General features: G+C 39.6%; 17 protein-coding genes, 1 pseudogene and 1 riboswitch. Of the genes and pseudogenes, 9 read left to right on the forward strand and 9 right to left on the reverse strand.

Annotated features, from left to right (window positions below; all coding sequences use genetic code 11):
- Nucleotides 1-10 precede the first annotated feature (10 nt).
- The 6 genes and pseudogenes from HMPREF9007_RS14430 to HMPREF9007_RS14405 form a co-directional block, all read right to left on the reverse strand.
- Nucleotides 11-784, reverse strand: a complete 774-nt coding sequence (locus HMPREF9007_RS14430) for a thiazole synthase (protein ID WP_008761325.1) — start codon at nt 782-784, stop codon at nt 11-13.
- A 12-nt stretch (nt 785-796) separates the two neighbouring features.
- Entirely contained in the window at nt 797-1,426 is a 630-nt protein-coding gene (locus tag HMPREF9007_RS14425; protein WP_008761326.1) for a thiamine phosphate synthase, read from the reverse strand.
- Nucleotides 1,427-1,430: 4 nt separating this feature from the next.
- Nucleotides 1,431-1,631, reverse strand: a complete 201-nt coding sequence (thiS, locus tag HMPREF9007_RS14420; RefSeq protein WP_008761327.1) for a sulfur carrier protein ThiS — start codon at nt 1,629-1,631, stop codon at nt 1,431-1,433.
- Between the two features lie 61 nt (nt 1,632-1,692).
- Nucleotides 1,693-1,787, reverse strand: a riboswitch (TPP riboswitch).
- Between the two features lie 56 nt (nt 1,788-1,843).
- Nucleotides 1,844-3,827 (reverse strand): annotated as a pseudogene (locus tag HMPREF9007_RS14415) (HAMP domain-containing sensor histidine kinase).
- Nucleotides 3,828-3,982: 155 nt separating this feature from the next.
- The gene (locus HMPREF9007_RS14410; protein ID WP_008761328.1) at nt 3,983-4,600 is read right to left on the reverse strand and encodes a superoxide dismutase; all 618 of its coding nucleotides are present in this window, start codon (nt 4,598-4,600) and stop codon (nt 3,983-3,985) included.
- Nucleotides 4,601-4,676: 76 nt separating this feature from the next.
- Entirely contained in the window at nt 4,677-6,419 is a 1,743-nt protein-coding gene (locus HMPREF9007_RS14405; RefSeq protein WP_008761329.1) for an RHS repeat protein, read from the reverse strand.
- Nucleotides 6,420-6,566: 147 nt separating this feature from the next.
- On the opposite strand from HMPREF9007_RS14405, the gene HMPREF9007_RS14400 reads away from it, so the two are divergent.
- Complete coding sequence (locus HMPREF9007_RS14400; protein ID WP_008761330.1) at nt 6,567-8,933, forward strand: UvrD-helicase domain-containing protein; 2,367 nt, start codon at nt 6,567-6,569, stop codon at nt 8,931-8,933.
- A gap of 23 nt (nt 8,934-8,956) precedes the next feature.
- The gene (locus tag HMPREF9007_RS14395) at nt 8,957-9,652 is read left to right on the forward strand and encodes a hypothetical protein (protein WP_008761331.1); all 696 of its coding nucleotides are present in this window, start codon (nt 8,957-8,959) and stop codon (nt 9,650-9,652) included.
- 89 nt (nt 9,653-9,741) lie between these two features.
- Here HMPREF9007_RS14395 and HMPREF9007_RS14390 read toward each other — a convergent pair whose 3' ends face one another.
- The 3 genes from HMPREF9007_RS14390 to HMPREF9007_RS14385 form a co-directional block, all read right to left on the reverse strand.
- Nucleotides 9,742-10,614, reverse strand: coding sequence for a TolB-like 6-bladed beta-propeller domain-containing protein (locus HMPREF9007_RS14390; RefSeq protein WP_277754666.1), 873 nt, complete (start codon nt 10,612-10,614; stop codon nt 9,742-9,744).
- The gene (locus tag HMPREF9007_RS27655) at nt 10,542-10,793 is read right to left on the reverse strand and encodes a hypothetical protein (RefSeq protein WP_277754655.1); all 252 of its coding nucleotides are present in this window, start codon (nt 10,791-10,793) and stop codon (nt 10,542-10,544) included. Before HMPREF9007_RS27655 ends, HMPREF9007_RS14390 begins: the two co-directional genes overlap by 73 nt.
- A gap of 178 nt (nt 10,794-10,971) precedes the next feature.
- On the reverse strand, nt 10,972-12,123 hold the full coding sequence (locus tag HMPREF9007_RS14385; RefSeq protein WP_008761332.1) for an ATP-binding protein: 1,152 nt from the start codon (nt 12,121-12,123) through the stop codon (nt 10,972-10,974).
- Between the two features lie 481 nt (nt 12,124-12,604).
- Here HMPREF9007_RS14385 and HMPREF9007_RS14380 point away from each other — a divergent pair, with 481 nt between their 5' ends.
- From HMPREF9007_RS14380 to HMPREF9007_RS0124965, 7 genes are all read left to right on the forward strand, one after another.
- Nucleotides 12,605-13,747: a hypothetical protein gene (locus tag HMPREF9007_RS14380; RefSeq protein ID WP_008761333.1), complete on the forward strand. Its 1,143-nt coding sequence runs from the start codon at nt 12,605-12,607 to the stop codon at nt 13,745-13,747.
- A gap of 160 nt (nt 13,748-13,907) precedes the next feature.
- Nucleotides 13,908-14,141, forward strand: coding sequence for an NVEALA domain-containing protein (locus HMPREF9007_RS26115; protein WP_128567824.1), 234 nt, complete (start codon nt 13,908-13,910; stop codon nt 14,139-14,141).
- Nucleotides 14,125-15,180 (forward strand): BF3164 family lipoprotein, encoded by a 1,056-nt coding sequence (locus HMPREF9007_RS14375; protein ID WP_008761334.1) that lies wholly within the window; start codon nt 14,125-14,127, stop codon nt 15,178-15,180. Before HMPREF9007_RS26115 ends, HMPREF9007_RS14375 begins: the two co-directional genes overlap by 17 nt.
- Nucleotides 15,181-15,575: 395 nt before the next feature.
- Nucleotides 15,576-15,887, forward strand: coding sequence for an NVEALA domain-containing protein (locus HMPREF9007_RS14370; RefSeq protein ID WP_032850349.1), 312 nt, complete (start codon nt 15,576-15,578; stop codon nt 15,885-15,887).
- Nucleotides 15,888-15,942: 55 nt separating this feature from the next.
- On the forward strand, nt 15,943-16,908 hold the full coding sequence (locus HMPREF9007_RS14365; RefSeq protein ID WP_277754656.1) for a hypothetical protein: 966 nt from the start codon (nt 15,943-15,945) through the stop codon (nt 16,906-16,908).
- A gap of 70 nt (nt 16,909-16,978) precedes the next feature.
- Nucleotides 16,979-17,245: a 6-bladed beta-propeller gene (locus HMPREF9007_RS0124960; protein WP_277754667.1), complete on the forward strand. Its 267-nt coding sequence runs from the start codon at nt 16,979-16,981 to the stop codon at nt 17,243-17,245.
- 197 nt (nt 17,246-17,442) lie between these two features.
- A complete protein-coding gene (locus HMPREF9007_RS0124965; protein ID WP_008761337.1) occupies nt 17,443-17,667 on the forward strand; it encodes a hypothetical protein in 225 nt (74 codons plus the stop codon).
- Nucleotides 17,668-17,794: the final 127 nt, after the last annotated feature.

A 17,794-nucleotide genomic window follows, 5' to 3' on the forward strand; every position in this document is an offset into this window, starting at 1 on the left:
CACCTATTACTTATTCCAAAAATGCAGTTAAAGGTGAACTTGCTTCTGCTATAAAGTTATCAGCCTGCAGACCCAGTCCTACTTCGTATGCCCGTCTTCCGGCTTCGGTGGCGGCTTTGAAGGCCAACGCCATTTCTACCGGATTGCCTGCTACGGCGATGGCGGTATTTACCAGTACGGCAGAAGCTCCCAGTTCCATTGCTTCGGCAGCGTGGCTCGGTGCACCGATTCCGGCATCTACGACAACGGGGATACCGGCCTGTTCGATAATAATCTGCAGGAATTCTTTGGTTTGCAGTCCTTTGTTAGTTCCGATGGGAGCGCCTAGCGGCATTACGGTAGCGGCACCGGCTTCTTCCAGTCGTTTGCAGAGCACAGGGTCGGCCTGGCAATAAGGTAATACGATGAAGCCCAGTTTAACAAGCTGTTCTGTAGCCTTCAGGGTTTCGATAGAGTCGGGGAGCAGATAGCGCGGATCCGGATGGATTTCCAGTTTCAGCCAGTTGGTACCAAAAGCTTCACGTGCCATCTGTGCGGCGAAAACAGCTTCTTCCGCATCGCGTACTCCCGATGTGTTGGGTAGCAACTGGATATTCGGATGAATAATATGTTTCAGCATGTCGTCTTCTTTGTCATCCATGTCGATGCGCTTCATTGCTACGGTTACCATTTCAGTGCCCGATGTCAGAATGGCTTGTTCCATTACTTCATTGGAATTGAATTTTCCTGTACCCAGAAAAAGGCGGGAGTCGAACTCACGGCCTGCAATTACTAACTTTTCCACTTTTCAATTATTTTATTTGATTATACATTTCATGTTCAAAATCTTTCGTGTTTCCGCTGCCGGATCCTCCGCCCGAAGAATCGTTCCGGAAAGTGCTATTCCGTTCACTCCGGTTTCGAGTATGGCGGGTATATCCTCACAGGTGATTCCTCCGATGGCTACTACCGGCAGTTCGATATTCGCTTCCTTCATCTGAGATAAAATAGCGGCATAACCTTCCAGTCCCAGAACAGGACTCAGGTTTTTCTTTGTAGTGGTAAACCGGAAAGGACCGATGCCGAGGTAATCCGCTCCGGCACGGTAGTGCTGTACGACATCTTCGAATGTATTTGCCGTACCTCCGATAATAAATGCTTCTCCAAGTAATTGTCGTGCCTGATCTATCGGCATGTCTTTTTTGCCCAGATGCACTCCGTCCACTTCCAGCTTTTTGGCAAGTTCGACGTGATCATCCAGAAGTAAGATCGCTTCTTTTTCTTTACAGAGAGGCTTTAGTTGGAGGGCAACAGCTTCCACCTCTTCACACGGAGCTTCCTTCATGCGTAGCTGAATCCACTTACATCCTCCTTCAAGTGCCATGAGTGCCGATTCGAAATATGTATACCGATCGGTCTGGTGGGTGATAAATTGTAGACTGACCATACTTTTACCCTCCACAAGCCGCTTTGATGACCACGAGGTTATCATTCTCCTGTAATGCGAATTTTTCCCATTCGGAACGTGGAATCATTTTGTTGTTTACGGCAATAGCGATGCCTTGTGCCGGAAGTTCCAGTTGGGCAGCCAGTTGTGTAAGGGTAGAAGCAGGAATCATTTCCACCTCTTTGTTGTTAACTTGTACTTTCATTGTCCTATCAGTATTAATAAGTTGAAAGTAAATACAAAGAGCGTGCTTATATAGAAAGGCGATAAGAAAGAAACACAATCCCTACGTCAGTGCTAACTGCCTCAGGTTCCTAGGGTATAATCTCAGCCCCTCTTTGGGGCACCCCTTTGTCTTTACGGGAGCAAAGTAAGCGAAAAAGAAACAAAGATTCATCAAATTATCCGGTTTTTTTTTCATTTTTCTTCCGATTCCCGTTTTTTGATAGGATGAGAAAAGACAAACCGTGCTCCGTTCTTATAATTCTTGTCAATCCAGATATCGCCTCCCATGCGTTGTATGGTCAGTTTGCAGATTGCCAGTCCCAAGCCTGTTCCCTGCACAAATTCGTTGAGCTTCTCAAAACGCTGGAATACCAGTTCCTGCTTGTCTTCGGGGATGCCCGAGCCTGTATCGGTCACAGAGAACAGCATACACTGGTCTTCTTCATCTATTTCATAATTCAGCGTGATACTTCCGCCGTCGGGAGTAAACTTCAACGCATTGTTCAGTAAGTTGATGATAACCTGCTGCAAACGTAGCGGATCGGTATAGAGCATATAAGGCTCTTTCGGCATCTGAAGCCTGACATCTATATCTCTTGTCCGGTTCTTTCTGGTCAGTGTGATCATGTTCTGGCAATGATTTACCAGTTCGCACCATTCATACTTGAACAGCAGTTTGCCTGATTCCAGACGTGATACATCCAGTACATCACTGATCAGTTGCAATAACAATTCGGAATTAGTCTGGATGATATCCGCATATTCCTTCTGCTCGTCCGTTGTTTCCACGGTATCGATCAGCAGGCTGGAAAAGCCGACAATGGCGTTCAGCGGTGTCCGTATTTCGTGGCTCATATTTGATACGAAGGCACTTTTCAGTTGATTGGCTTCTTCGGCACGCTCTTTGGCATGACGTAGTGCAATTTCCGATAATTCCAGTTTCTTTTTATCTTCCCTTAGTTGGGCTGTAGTCTTCTCAAGGTGATTCTTTAAGATTTTTGTCCGGTAATAATAATACAGTGAGATAAACAGTCCGCCTATCAGTACAAGGAAGGTAAACAGGATGAATTGCACTTCCGTCCGATATGCCTGAAAGAAAGGCACCTGTTGGTTAATGATAAGTGAATTGAAAGGTAGTTTCTTGTCCTGAAATCCCCATTCATGCAGTTTGTTGGCATCAAATTTGTATCTGTTGGGCAACAAATGAATGTGGCCGACATTGTTTTTCCCCTTGTCCAGAAATTGATAAGCCTGTTCTCCCATGCTTCTCCCTATTCCGTCGTATTGGGGGGATATATCCTCCGATTGCCCAATAACCGATGGCGGTAGCAGTCAGGCTGAAAACAGGCAACTCTGGATTCGCTTTGGAGAAAGCATATACAGAGTTGTTCATATACGTTATGCCCCGATTGTCAATTCTCCAGATACCCAGTAGTGCAACCGAATTTTTGGGGACATCGCGTAGTTGTTTGGCGGCAGCATCAAGGGTGTGGATACGGCCGTCAATATAGGTCGTCGATATTTCTGGATAGCGTTTCATATTCTTTTTTACCCACGCTTGTTCGGCAAGTCCATTGTAGGTGTTGTCCGAGATGAACACTAAATGCTCCATATCCGGATAAAAGCTTCGCATCATTTCTATGTCCTTATCGATATCATATTCATATGTGTTACAGTATATTATATTGTATTTGTTCATTCTTTCCGTTAAGTCGATACTCTGAGGTTCATAAGTCCGTATATCAATAGAGTCTTCCGGAATACGGATGCCGTTGCGCGATGCCATAGCGCAAAATACGGGCAGTTGTCTGTACTTCTCGTCTTCGAGGTGCAGGAAACTGCTCCACGCTTCGCCACCCAGCAGGATAACCAGCTTGGCGTTCGGATGTTTGTCCAGAATGTTGGTAAGTCTTTTTTTCCATTTTCTGGATTGATTGAGGTCGGTAACATTCATGTTTTCTACGATGGTGGAATACTTGCCACCCAGTTGGCGGTACGTTTCTACGAACGTGTTGATATTATCGTAGGTATATTTAGTATCGGAATTATAGGACGTCACGAAAAGAATCTCCTCTTCCGGTTCTTCCGGAATAGCCGCATTGCCTGTAAAGGAGAATAAAAGAAAGGAAATAACGTAGACAATGCGCCATTTTTTATTTTTTAGCTGAAGTGTCATAATTGTCTGTTTTGATTTTCGGCTATTGCAAAAATACAAATTATGCCTTTGAAATACAATAGATGGTTTAGTTTTTTATGCTAGAAAAAAGGCCGCTGTGAAATTCACAACGACCTTTTCAATAGTATAGTTTAGCTTAATTTTAATGAGTCCGGTTACATTCGTTTTTCTACCACATCCCAGTCGATGATGTTCCACAGGGCGTTTACGTGGTCGGCACGGCGGTTCTGGTAGTCCAGGTAGTAGGAGTGTTCCCACACATCAAAACCCAGAAGTGGTTTCAGTCCGGCGCGTACAGGGTTACTGCCGTTTCCTTCTTTGGTGATATGCAGTTTACCGTTCTTGTCTACTGACAGCCAGGCCCATCCTGAACCGAACAATCCGACTGCTGCTGCATTGAATTCTTTCTTGAAGTTTTCAAAGCTGCCGAAATCACGTTTGATGGCTTCTCCCAGTTTGCCTGCCGGTTCCTTTTTCGAAGGTTTCGGAGCGAATTGGAGGAAATATAAATTGTGATTCAGCACTTGGCCGGCGTTGTTGAAGATAGCTCCATCGGGAGCGGTGGCAACGATTTCTTCTACCGTTTTGCCTTCATATTCTGTTCCGGGCACAAGGCTATTCAGATTATTTACATATGTTTGCAGATGTTTTCCGTAATGGAAATCTATCGTTTGCTGACTGATTACAGGTTCCAGCGCATTGTTTGCGTAAGGAAGTTTAGGCATTTCGTAAGTCATGGTCATAATTATTAAAGACATTAATATAGTATTCATATTGTCAAAACTTTAAATGGTTTTGTTATACTATAATAACAGCCATAGTTCGCAAAAGGTTCACGGTATTTTATTTTTATTTATAAATGTACTGTATACGTTCCACTTGCTGCGGGTTGTCATAGCTGGTGCGGCATATCCATTGTCCCGTATTGTCATATTCGTAATAGGAGTCACCGTCGATCCGGTTTCCGTACTCGTCGTACAGGCAGGTCAGGCAGCCGGACGTCTTCTGGCTGTTGCCGAAGATACGTTGGTAGACGATGCGGGTGAGGTATCCGTATTTATCATATTCATACAGTTCTTTTTGCGAGAGAATCTGGTTGGGCGAATTGACAAAGAGCATATTCTGATGCTGAGATTCGGTCATTCTGCCTTTGTCATCATATTTGTTGACTGTATATCCCTCCATTTCCCCGTTCTTGTTGTACTCTTTGGTTTCCGTCAGTAATCCCTGCTTGTTGTAGCTGCTGACGGTATATCTGCCGTCCATGTATTTTAGAGAATCGCTTTCGATGCTACCGTCAATACCGATGCGGCGTGCACGGCGGTAAAAGTCCGTTTTGGTTTTCGGATTAGTTTTCACTTCGAAGATGCAGTGGCCTTGCGGGTCGTACAGCCTGCTGGTTTGCACCTCGTTGATGGGTTGCCCGTTCTTTTCAGTCACGGATAATGTGGTGGTAAGCTGCCCCTTGTCATTGTAGGTGTAGCTGGTCGTAATATTGCCGGTGCTGTCGGTTTCGCAGCACTTTATCAATCGTCCTTGAGTGTAATATTTCACGGTAGTCGGGGTGGAAACAATGGCTTGCAGGATAAATGGAGCACGCAAATTTTTTGCCTGGTCACGAAATTCCTTATACTTGTGTGTTTTGAGGAATTCCTGCAATAAACCGAGCGATTCGGAGTTGACTATTGCCGGTTTCAGAAGCTCGAAGTCTGCCTTTTCACTGAGATATTCAAGATCGTTCAGGTGAGTCCGTGCACCGGTGGCCAGATATGGTGTATTCTTATAATCATCGATGATCTGCCGGATGGCGGTGGCATTTCCTTCTTTTTTCAGGCTGTCGATACGTTGGAAAAGGAAATCATCATATAAGGTACGGACCTCGGCAAGATAGGGGCGCGGACCTCTGTCTTGATAATACTTCTGCATTTCGGGGTCTTCAAAGAAGGCTTTGAAGTTTGCAGGAGTCGGGGTGGTCTTCACTAGTTGGTAGAGCCGTACGTTTTCGGAGGCGTTGACTTGTGCGATAAATTTTCCGTTGGGATACTCCTTGACGTAAGTCTGGTAGATGATGGGAGTGGGGGCTTTGAGCATTCCTTCCAGCAGCGCCACCTCGCGGATGTTCTGCAGCCGTTGCAGCATGGCGGAGTCAACCGGATATTCGGTGGCGTGAATGCTGTCCAGCAGTGCCCGGCTGAAAGGAATTTTATCTTTCGAGGCCTCCAGCAGGTTGATAATGGACTGGTCTGCCTTGTCCCGTATCTGAGAAAGCGGAATCTTTTCCCCTTCACAGATACTGGGGAAGTTATTTTGGGCGGCTTTCTCGTAGCAGCCGAAATAGAGGGTGGCTGCCTGTTCGCTCTGTCCGTTCCACAGGTCGTTGAGGACGTCCATCAATGATAAATCTTCGGCATAGTACGCCTTTGTTTCGTCATCCAGTTTTTCCCTGTTCTTCTGCCATTTGTCGGCGTCATTGTCGTTCAGATACCTCAGCAGCTTTTCCATGCGGCTTTGCTTTTGTGCCATTGCTTGCTGTGGTATGCAGGCGACAAGGCATAAACATAAAATAAATGATAAAAATATACTCTTTTTCATTGCTTTGAGTGATTAGGTTAAATAGTTAGTGATGAAAAATCATAAAAATATCTTCATTGTCAAATGAATGTTATACTTTTGTCGTATTGAAACAAATTTGAACGCCAAGGGTTTGTTAAAAATCCTCATTGTTTTTATAATGCTGTTATGAATACCAACTATATAGAGGAATTAAATGAGAGTCAGTGTGCAGCAGTGACTTATAACGACGGGCCTTCGCTGGTGATAGCCGGTGCAGGTTCGGGAAAGACACGTGTGTTGACTTATAAAATTGCCTATCTGCTGGAAAACGGCTATCAACCGTGGAACATCCTCGCACTGACCTTTACCAATAAGGCGGCGCGTGAGATGAAAGATCGTATAGCCCGTCAGGTGGGCATGGAGCGGGCACGTTATTTGTGGATGGGTACCTTCCATTCTGTCTTTTCCCGTATTCTCCGTGCCGAAGCAAAGTATATCGGATTCACTTCCCAATTTACCATTTATGATTCGGCGGATAGTAAAAGTCTGATCCGTTCCATCATCAAGGAGATGGGACTGGACGAAAAGACATATAAGCCGGGGATGGTGCAGGCCCGCATTTCGAGTGCCAAAAACCATTTGGTTTCTCCTACGGGATATGCCGCCAACAAAGAAGCGTATGAAGGAGATATGGCAGCCAAAGTGCCTGCTGTCCGTGAAATATATACCCGTTACTGGGAAAGATGCCGTCAGGCGGGAGCTATGGATTTCGATGATCTGCTGGTGTATACGTATATTCTGTTCCGCGACTTTCCAGAAGTGCTGGCCCGTTATAGGGAGCAGTTCCGTTATGTGCTGGTGGACGAGTATCAGGATACGAATTATGCCCAGCATAGCATCGTACTCCAGTTGACGAAAGAAAATCAGCGTGTTTGTGTGGTAGGCGATGATGCGCAGAGTATTTACTCTTTCCGTGGAGCGGATATTGATAATATCCTTTATTTCACGAAGGTTTATCCCAACACGAAAGTCTTTAAACTGGAGCAGAATTATCGTTCTACACAAACCATCGTCTGTGCTGCCAACAGTCTGATCGAAAAGAATGAACGTCAGATTCGGAAAGAAGTATTCTCTGAAAAAGAACGGGGCGAACCGATTGGCGTTTTTCAGGCTTACAGCGATGTGGAAGAAGGGGATATCGTAGCCAATAAGATAGCTGAACTGCGTCGGGAACATAGTTACGGCTATGCCGATTTTGCCATATTATACCGTACGAATGCGCAGAGCCGTGTTTTCGAGGAGGCTCTTCGGAAACGAAGTATGCCCTATAAAATCTATGGCGGACTTTCATTCTACCAGCGTAAGGAGATTAAGGACGTCATTGCTTACTTCCGCTTGGTAGTGAACCCGAATGATGAAGAGGCATTCAAGCGAATCATTAATTATCCTGCCCGTGGCATCGGTGATACGACGGTTGGAAAAATCATCTCAGCTGCCACTGAAAATGGTGTCAGTCTTTGGGCGGCGCTTTGCGAACCATTGAGCTACGGGCTGAATATCAATAAAGGTACGCACACCAAACTGCAAGGTTTCCGTGAACTGATAGAAGGCTTTATGACCGATCAGGCAGACAAGAGCGCGTATGAGATAGGAACGGATATTATCCGCCGGTCCGGCATCATCAATGATGTCTGTCAGGATACTTCGCCGGAGAATCTGAGCCGTAAGGAAAACATTGAGGAATTGGTGAATGGTATGAATGATTTCTGCGCGTTGCGGCAGGAAGAAGGCAACCCGAATATTTCTCTGACAGATTTCCTTTCGGAGATTGCCTTGCTTACTGATCAGGACTCGGACAAAGCGGATGATGGAGAAAAGATAACGTTGATGACCGTTCATTCGGCCAAGGGGCTGGAGTTTAAAAACGTATTCGTAGTGGGGCTGGAAGAAAACCTTTTCCCTAGTGGTATGGTGGGCGATTCTCCCCGTGCTCTGGAAGAGGAGCGTCGTTTGTTCTACGTGGCCATTACCCGTGCCGAAGAACATTGTTATATTTCTTTTGCCAAGACCCGTTTCCGTTATGGAAAGATGGAGTTTGGAAGTCCCAGCCGTTTCTTGCGGGATATCGATGTGAATTATTTGCGGTTGCCGCATGAGGCGGGAGTCAGTCGGTCGGTAGACGAAGGTGCGGGGCGTTTCCGCAGGGAGATCGGAGGTGGATTTACGCGTACGGCATCTCCTACACGAACGCCTTATGGTACTAAATTTTCCGATCGTGAACGTCCGAAGACTCAGGTGATTGCACCCAGTGTGCCGAAGAATCTGAAGAAGGTCAGTGCGGTGAGTGGAAGCAGTACACGGTCGGCTTCAGCCGGTTCGGCATCTGTAACAGGAGTACAGGCGGGGCAGATGATAGAACATGAACGTTTCGGCTTGGGTGAAGTGATCAGGGTAGAAGGAACGGGTGATAATGCAAAAGCAACGATTCATTTTAAAAATGCAGGGGACAAGCAACTATTGTTGCGTTTTGCACGTTTTAAAGTGATAGAGTAATCATAGTAAAATTAGAGATGATCATGAGGAAACAACTAACTGTAATTCTGCTTTCTGCTCTGATGTTGAGCGGATGTGCATCGGGACGTATGGGAAATCCCGGAGCAATTGTAGGTGGTGCTGCAATTGGGGGAAGTCTGGGAAGTTCGATAGGCGGACTTATCGGAGATAATAATCGTGGCTGGAGGGGCGGATATCGCGGCTCTGCCATTGGAAATATTGTTGGCACCATTGCCGGTGCAGCGATAGGGAATGCGCTGACTGCTCCGAAGCCGGACCCGATAGAGGAATATGCTTACGTTCCGGAAGTCAGACAGGGGCAGTCTCACTCTAAGTTTAAACCTCGGACGCAGACTCAGCAGCAACTGACTCAGTTGAAACTGCGCAAGATTCGCTTTATTGACGATAACCGCAATCATGCGATAGACGGGGGAGAAAGCAGCAAGATCATCTTTGAAATCATGAATGAAGGACGAAATCCGGTTTATGACGTGGTTCCTATTGTAGAGACGGTCGGGAAAGTGAAACATATCGGCATTTCTCCTACTGTAATGATAGAAGAAATTCTTCCAGGTGAGGGTATCCGCTATACGGCTACGGTCTATGCCGGAAGTAAGCTGAAAGATGGTGAAGTGACTTTCCGCGTAGCGGTGTCCGATGAGAATGGGGTAATCTGTGATTCTCAGGAGTTTACACTGCCTACACAGCGGGCGGACTAGGATAAGAATAGCTCAAAATATTCGATTTGTTATAGTGACAGTATGTGCTCGGGATAGTGACACTATCCTTGGCACATACTGTCACTATGTTAATGGGATGGTGACACTATCCCAATACAATAGTCCGGTGCAGTCATTACACAATAAAATGAAGTATCGGTTTCATCTACACAGAAGCATTCTATATGAGTATCTGTCAAAATTTTACGTATCGGTTTTCCTTCCCAGTCGAAAACCCAAATCTCGCTGTTTAGAGTTTCTTTTTGTTCTTCGTGCATCCGATTGGTGTTTGGGTTATACAGTACATAAACATAGTTATTGGAAACGGCAATGCCTCGTGCTCCCAGTTCGGCATCAGGATTATCACTTTCCGCATACACACCGTCTGGGCTTGAATTGAACTGATAATGATAGGGTGCTAACAATAGTCTTTTATGGAGCGTTAATGTTTCCGGCTTATAGTCCCATAGCTCAAGTACATTACTGGTAGCACATGCCAGACGTTTCCGGTCGGTGTTGTAACCGAATTGTGATTGATGAAACATACCTTTAGCCGTATTGGGTATGTTTTCTTCTCTACTTTGATAGTTCGGGAAGTCGCCGCATTTGGATATAACATTGCCGTCATTATCTAAAATAAGGAATCTGCAATCTTCAAAAACACCGGACGCTATAAAGCGTGATTCGCTTATCGGATAGACTCTGTCAATGCTCATGGGCAGGTGTATCAACTCTCCTTGTCGCTGGATGGAAAAGTCTTTCGTGTTGAATATATAGTTTTGCGCTGTGAAGTGCCATCGATTGTGTATGAAGGCAGACGAATCAGACAGAAAGAATTCGACAGGGCTTAAAAATTCATCAGGTCCTTGTCCTTGTGGTAGCATTTGATTTACAAAGCGTTGTTCACTAAGACTATAGCAGTATAAAAGGCTGTCTCCTTTAAAATCACCGGCATATAAGATATCTCCTTTCTTTTTATATCCATTGGAATGGAGATAAAGGCTTCCTTCAAAGCGGTAGATTTAGCAGTTGTGCTTTCGCTAAAGGATACTCTTTTTTGTGATTCACTACAACTGAACAATGGCAATGCCAAAGTAAACAATAGAATGATGTTTTTAGATTTCATTTTGTTTTGCTTCATTTTGTTTTGTACTATAACTACAAAGATAACGTATGTGTTTTGAAAAACAAGGATATTGAAGAGAAATAGGGCTAAAATATTTATAGTGAGAACATAATAATATAATTGGCATTCGGTAATTACCATATATTGTGTTAACTTTGTAATTTATTTGATGGTAATTGTAATTGCATCTTTACTAAAGGGTATATTTATTGCCATAAATAGTATTGATCCACATGGCAAAAAACTTGTCGGTAACCGAATATACTTTATTGATTTCTGTAATAATATCTTTTTCAAGCAGTTTTTTAGTTGCAGACTGTACAGAGCTTGCCGATGTCAGACTGTATCGTTTGATAAATTTCGCTGATGTGACGTTTTCTGCTTCACCTACTTTGGCAATGGCATAAAGCAATTCCTTTTGCTTTTCGGGAATATTAGATAAGATTTCCCGAAAGATTGTATCATTATATGCAATAAGGTTATCTATAGCTGTTTTGATAATTTCCAGTGTACATTCTTTCCCTTTCGGTGTATCTGCAAAAGCTTCATTGAATGTTTTTTGAATATAAAAGGTATGTCCTTTGAATAGCCGATATACTTTTTCTATATTTTCGATTTCAATATGCCGTTTTCTTTTTTGGAAATGGTCTGCGATAAATGGTATATAGATTTCCGGTGCAATGGCTTTCAGTTCCAAAATATCGGCACTGTGGTAGAATGGACGGGATGAAGATAGAAACATTTCCTGCATCATATGCCGTTCACTTCCGGCAAAGATGAAGTTGCTGTTTTCTATTTTCTGTATGTGTGTGCGTAGTAATGCTTCTATATTTTTCTCGGGATATTTAGCAATTTGTTGAAACTCGTCGATGGCAACGATACAAGGTTTGTCTGCTGCTATCAGACATTGAAATATTTCTTCCAGTGTATATTCGGGTCGATCAATATCCCCCAGTTCCAGATTGAAGGTAGGTAGATTGGTCAGCGGGTCAAATCCGAATTTACCATTGATCGATTTAAGTGTGTGGATAAACAGGCTTGCCATTTTCTTACTGCGGGGCAATAGTGTTTCATAAATTTCTTTGCCAAGCAGATAAGTGAATTCTCTTAAGCTTGATGTATGGAGTATGTCAATGAAGAAAGTATAATAATCTTCTTTTATTTCAGGTTTCTCATAACAGAAACGGATTAGTCCCGTTTTACCCATTCTTCTGGGTGAGATAATGACAAGGTTATTGCCATTGGTTAATGATTTAACCAGCCTCTCTGATTCTTTCACGCGATCGCAGAAGTACTCGGGTTCTATTTTTCCAGTTACTATAAATGGGTTAATTTCTTTAGTCATACCTGTTTCAATTTTCCGTAAAAGTAGTTATTTGAATAGAATTATGCAAATCGAATAATGTTAATAAAGTATCTAGTCTTGTTTTATGCTTATCGGATATTGAATATTGTTAACAAACTTATTCTTTTTGCTTTAATATGGTCCGTTTCTTTAAAACCAAATGCCCGTTGGTTTTAAAGAAACGGGTCGTTGGTTTTAAAGGAACACCCTTTTGGTTTTAAAGGAAAAATGGTGATTTGTATACTATTGATAATCAATAGTTTGTGAAATCCTATTTTCATTTTTATTAAATAGTAAAATATTTATATAAGTATAGTTTAAAAAATAAGAGTTTTGATGCTACAACATTTATATTGTGAATATTTGTCTGACTACAAAGTGGCTTTTCTTCTATTAAGTTATATCTTTTTTAAAGTATAAAGTTTAGATTGTAGTGAAATATGTTATCTTTGTAGTACAAAACAACATAAAGTAAAATAAAATGAGACCTAAAAGCGTAATTTTGTTATCTGTTATAGTTACTATCGGTGGAATTCTATTCTTCCTTGCATGCAAATATACTTATGATTTCAAAATAACAGAGCTTAAGGAGAAGGCGAGAGAGACTTTTGTAAAAGCAGTGGATCAGGAATTAAAAAATCGAAATTTAAAAGATGAAATCTCATTTAATTTAAAAACAGATGCTGTAAGAGCTGATGTTTCGGACACGGTCTATTGGGAAGATGAGACAGGAAGACATTACTGTATATTAGATAATGAGAAAAAACAGATGAATATTACGAATGATGGAAATTTACGTGCTTTGCATACTTTCGCTTTTTCTAAGAAGCCTCTTCACCCTGACTCTTTAAATATTATATGGGATGGACAATTAAATAAATCAGATATTAGCTTCAAATCAGCTTTGTGTATTTCATTAATGGATAATGATGGCAATGTAAAATTACAGAATAAGAGTCAGGACGAGTACGGCAATTCTGCAAATGTAGTTTTCACTTTTTATATAGGCTATGTTTATGAGATAAAAGTGATAGGTTATTTATATTACTCTGTGTGGAGTATGATATATAAGGAGACGTTGTTGTATTTACTATTATATGTAATTTTAGGATATGGATTTTATAAGTCTTTAATTATTCTTCGTTGTAAGATACATTTATTGCATACTAAAGAAATAGTAGAGATTGTTAAAGAAGTGCCAGTGGAGGTTGTTAAAGAAGTTCCTGTGGAAATTATAAAGGAGATTCCTGTAGAAAAGCAAATAATAAAAGAAGTGCAGAGGGTGGAGAATATTCCCTTACGTTCTTACTTATTAGGTGAAAATATAATATTTTATGCAGATCAAAATATAATAGAGATAAATGATGTCAAGCAGAAAATTCAAGCTCAATCTAGTTTGCTTTTAGAGTTGTTTATTCAACAAAAAGATAATGGATACATTTTAGAGGAAGATTTTATCAATGAGAAATTATGGCCTAATTATTCAGGTTATGGTGAACGAATGCATACAGCGATTGGACGTTTGCGCTCGGTGCTTAGAAAAATAGATCCTTCATTTAGTATAATAAATAAAAGTGGTACATATCAACTGATTATTCCAGAGAAGCTTTCCAATTTAGTGTAAAAGTTAAAACTATCGATGAAATGGCACTATTTTGAATTATTATTTGATTTTGCCAGATAAAAAATAATGCTAGGTTAGGATTGGTCAGCGATATTCTTTGCTTATTTAGCCTTTCACTACTACTTTTGTTCACAGAATTAATCTTTAACATAAAAGTAGTATGAAAAAAATAATTTTTCTTCTCTTATGCCTAGTAGCAGTTTTGTCTACTAAATACTTTTCTTCTCATAGAAATGGGCATAGCGAATTGCTTTTGTATAATGTAGAAGCATTAGCTGCTGGTGAGCATTCTGACATTACTCGTTGTATAGGAAAAGGGACTTTAGATTGTCCTGTATCTCATAGAAAGGTCGAGTATATTTTTGGAGGGTATAGTCTTGAAGATCTTTATTAGCCTTCTCCTTCTCTTTATTTTAATCTCTTGTGGAACAAATCATAAGGAATATGTAGAAAATGTGCTTCCTTATTTAGAATTTCCACAAGAGAAAAAGCTAAAGGGAGAGGTGATAGAGCTTGATACTGCCTTATTTCGTTGTCCATTCCGGATACGAGTTGAAGGAGATAAAGCCATTGTAATGGATTTGCATGGCATCGATTATTATGCTCATTTGTTCAAATATCCTGGCTTTCAATATTTATCCTCTTTTGGGAGGCGCGGTGATTCACCAACTGGAATGCTATCAATGGATAATGTTCGTTTTTACAATCATAAAGTATGGAATTTAGATGCTAATAAAAGAGAATTAACACGGTTAGGTTTTTCTTCATCTGGTGATTCACTTCTCCGTGACGAAGCGGTGACATTGGATGAAGATATTTTAAGACCACTTGATTTTGCCATATATAATGATACTACCTTTATAATTCCTGATTATTCAGGCGAAAACCGATTATGTTGGCTTAATGATGATGGGAAACTTGTAAAAAAGATAGGTGCTATCCCATCGATTAATAATCAAGCGTTACAAAAAGCTCGTCCGGCATTGGCACAGGCATGGCGTAGTTTTATTGATTATAATTCTCATAACGGTGTATTAGCAATGGTGACTCAACTAGGTGAAGTACTTGAAGTCTATAATTTTAAAGATAGCACGGAAGTTATTCGTATTGGTGAAAATGGGGAACCAAAGTTTAAAGTATTTGAAGGATATGGAATACCTTCAGGAATTATGGGCTTTAGTGATGTACAAGTAACAGATAATGCCATTTATACAGTGTTTCATGGGACTACATTTAAAGAGATTGCAAGGCATAATGGTTCTCTTCCGGATGGAGGAAAGTACATCTATGTATTCAGTTTGAAAGGAGAACCGTTATGTAAGTATGTGCTTGATCATTATGTATATGGTATTTGGGTGGATGAAGTTACTAAAACCATTATAGCGACAGACATAAATAATGATCAGCCAATTGTAAAGTATCGGTTTGATTGAGTATGAGATAATTAATATGATTAGAAAGGAACTAGATGATGAACTTTAATTTTGCTGGATTATTGAATTCACTTACTCCTCAATTCTTATAAAAAGGAGGTGGACAAAAATAAAAAAGAATAATGATTTAGTGCAAATATACATTGCTATTCTGTTGAAAGGATAAATACAGAAATGAGAGTTTGTGATGGATTAATGAATAGAAATGATAACTAATGGAAAGAAGGAGGGTAAAAGTCGATTTTCTAGGGAGAAGAATGATTGTTGTGTCTATTTCTTCCTATGTAAAAGAAAGGATGGTGGCTTATGCATTGATTTAGTATGAAAATTATAAATGTTTTATAGTTTGCTGTATGAATGTAATCTTAAAGTGTTAATATAATAAAATAAACAACATGAAGAATAAAATATTATGTGGCATAATGACGATAGCAGTTGTTGCAATCGCTATAATTAATATCAAAGATGGTTCTGGAAATATTGAAAGTTTATCGAATATTTCATTAGCTAATATAGAAGCACTTGCGAATAGTCAAGAGGCAGATGTTGTCTCTTGTTCAGTAAGTATAAATTGCTATAATGCTTATGGAAGACTGATAAAAACAGTCGAATGCTCTAGTAGTACTGGTGATTGTACTTCTGGAACAGAAGGAATTTTACAGACTCAATGGATTAAGTGTGAAGGAAAAAAATATACCTGTGGATAAAACAAAAATTTGCATAATGGAATATTCCATTATGCAAATTAAAATGGAATATTATATGAAAATTTTACTCTTATTCGTGCTCTTATTGTTAATATCTTGCAACCCTAGTCAAGAAAAATTATGTGTAATTGATAGAGACGTTAGAACTTTGGTCGATTCCACATTTTTGAGAGATATTAAACAGTTGCAGATATATAATGACACTTTATATATGTTGGATGGGGCATTAGGTAAAGTCATTAAAATGGATACTCATTTGGTTGGCTCAGCTATTGATTTTGCTGATTCTAATCATAGTAGTAGTTCTATTATTCCTGTCAGTATCTATGTTGATGGAGACTCTGTTTATGTGATGGATGCAAATGTAAGGGGAATACAAAGTCTGTCTTTAAAGAGTAAACATGGACATATAACTCAACTCATGGGTGCATCAGGTACGCGTTTCTTTGTAGATAAGAATCACTTTTATGTGTCTTATGTGACAGAACAGAATTGTATAATGGTTGTTCCTGAAAAAGCACTATTAAATGACACAAATGTAGTTTTTATAGGTGAAAATTTTCACTTTTCTACAGCTAACGAGAATCGTAATAGAAACATTCGTTATCTATTGTATGATAAGAAATACTATTACGCCATTTCGGATAATCAACCAATTATTGAAAAATATGAATTGGGAACTAATACGCTTTTGCATGCATTCGATTTTTCGGATGTTCCAATGGTTATGGCTAATATTCATTTCATCGAATCTCAAATTTTGGATGATAGTTCCTATTATGTGATGATAGAAGATGCGTATATATACAGAAATACTATATATTTGTTATGTGCAAAACTTGGAGAAAATTACACAAGAAATACAATAATAGAAGTAGAGTTAGAACCTAATATGTATGTGTCTAATATATATAAATTACCAGGTAAATCTTATACTTCATTTTGTGTCTATAAATCGAACATTTATGCTTTTAATAAAGAAAATAATAGCCTTGAGCGACTAAAAATGGGCAATAAATAATTTGTGCAGACTATGAGAAATATATATATATATATATATGTTGGTAATGTTATTCTCTTCATGTTTTTATATGTGTGACGTATCGAATTCAAAGAATGAAAGTACAGATTTTGTGATAGAAATTGAGCATTTGCCTAAAATTCAGTCCATAAAGTATGGAGATACTAAGTATTTTAAATCAAGTAAGATTGTTAAATTAGAGGCTTTAGATGAAAACTTAATTGGAGGTATTATTCAAATAGAGCTATATGATAATAGATTTTATATTTTAGACAAGTATTCATATCGTTCGAATCTGTATGTTTTTGATTTAGCTGGTAATTATTTGAATAGGTAATTATATACAATCTTACAGCTTAAAACCTCTTAAAAGTTATAAATTTTCAAATCAAATATAATAATATTTTTATTGAATAATTAAATCTATTATATTAATAATCAACATGCTATACATAATAGAATTTGATAAATATTTATTTTGTAATTGGAGAATATTACGTATATTTGCAGCATAATAAAATTAATAACATTTTTATGGAAAAACAAACTTGTACCCATTATGGATTCATAGTAGAATATCCAGAATATTATCAATGTACTAAATGTAAAGATATAGCGTATAAAGTTATCTTAAAAAATATTGATGGTATTTGGCTTAATGAAACAGAACCTCAAGAAGTTTTAAAGCAACGACTTTTTGAGAATATTTTCAGAAAGCAACAAAATAAAAAATATCAAAAAGAGGGGAGTGTAATTTAAACTCTGTCTGGTTTCTATTTCTTTTAAATCACAACAAATATAATTTTTTCTTTTTGGATTTACAAATGCTTCTTAAGGTAGTTTTTGGATGTGTGCAAGGGCGGCGAAGAATGAGCCGTTTATATAC

Source organism: Bacteroides sp. 1_1_14 (assembly GCF_000162515.1).
Lineage (GTDB): Bacteria > Bacteroidota > Bacteroidia > Bacteroidales > Bacteroidaceae > Bacteroides > Bacteroides thetaiotaomicron.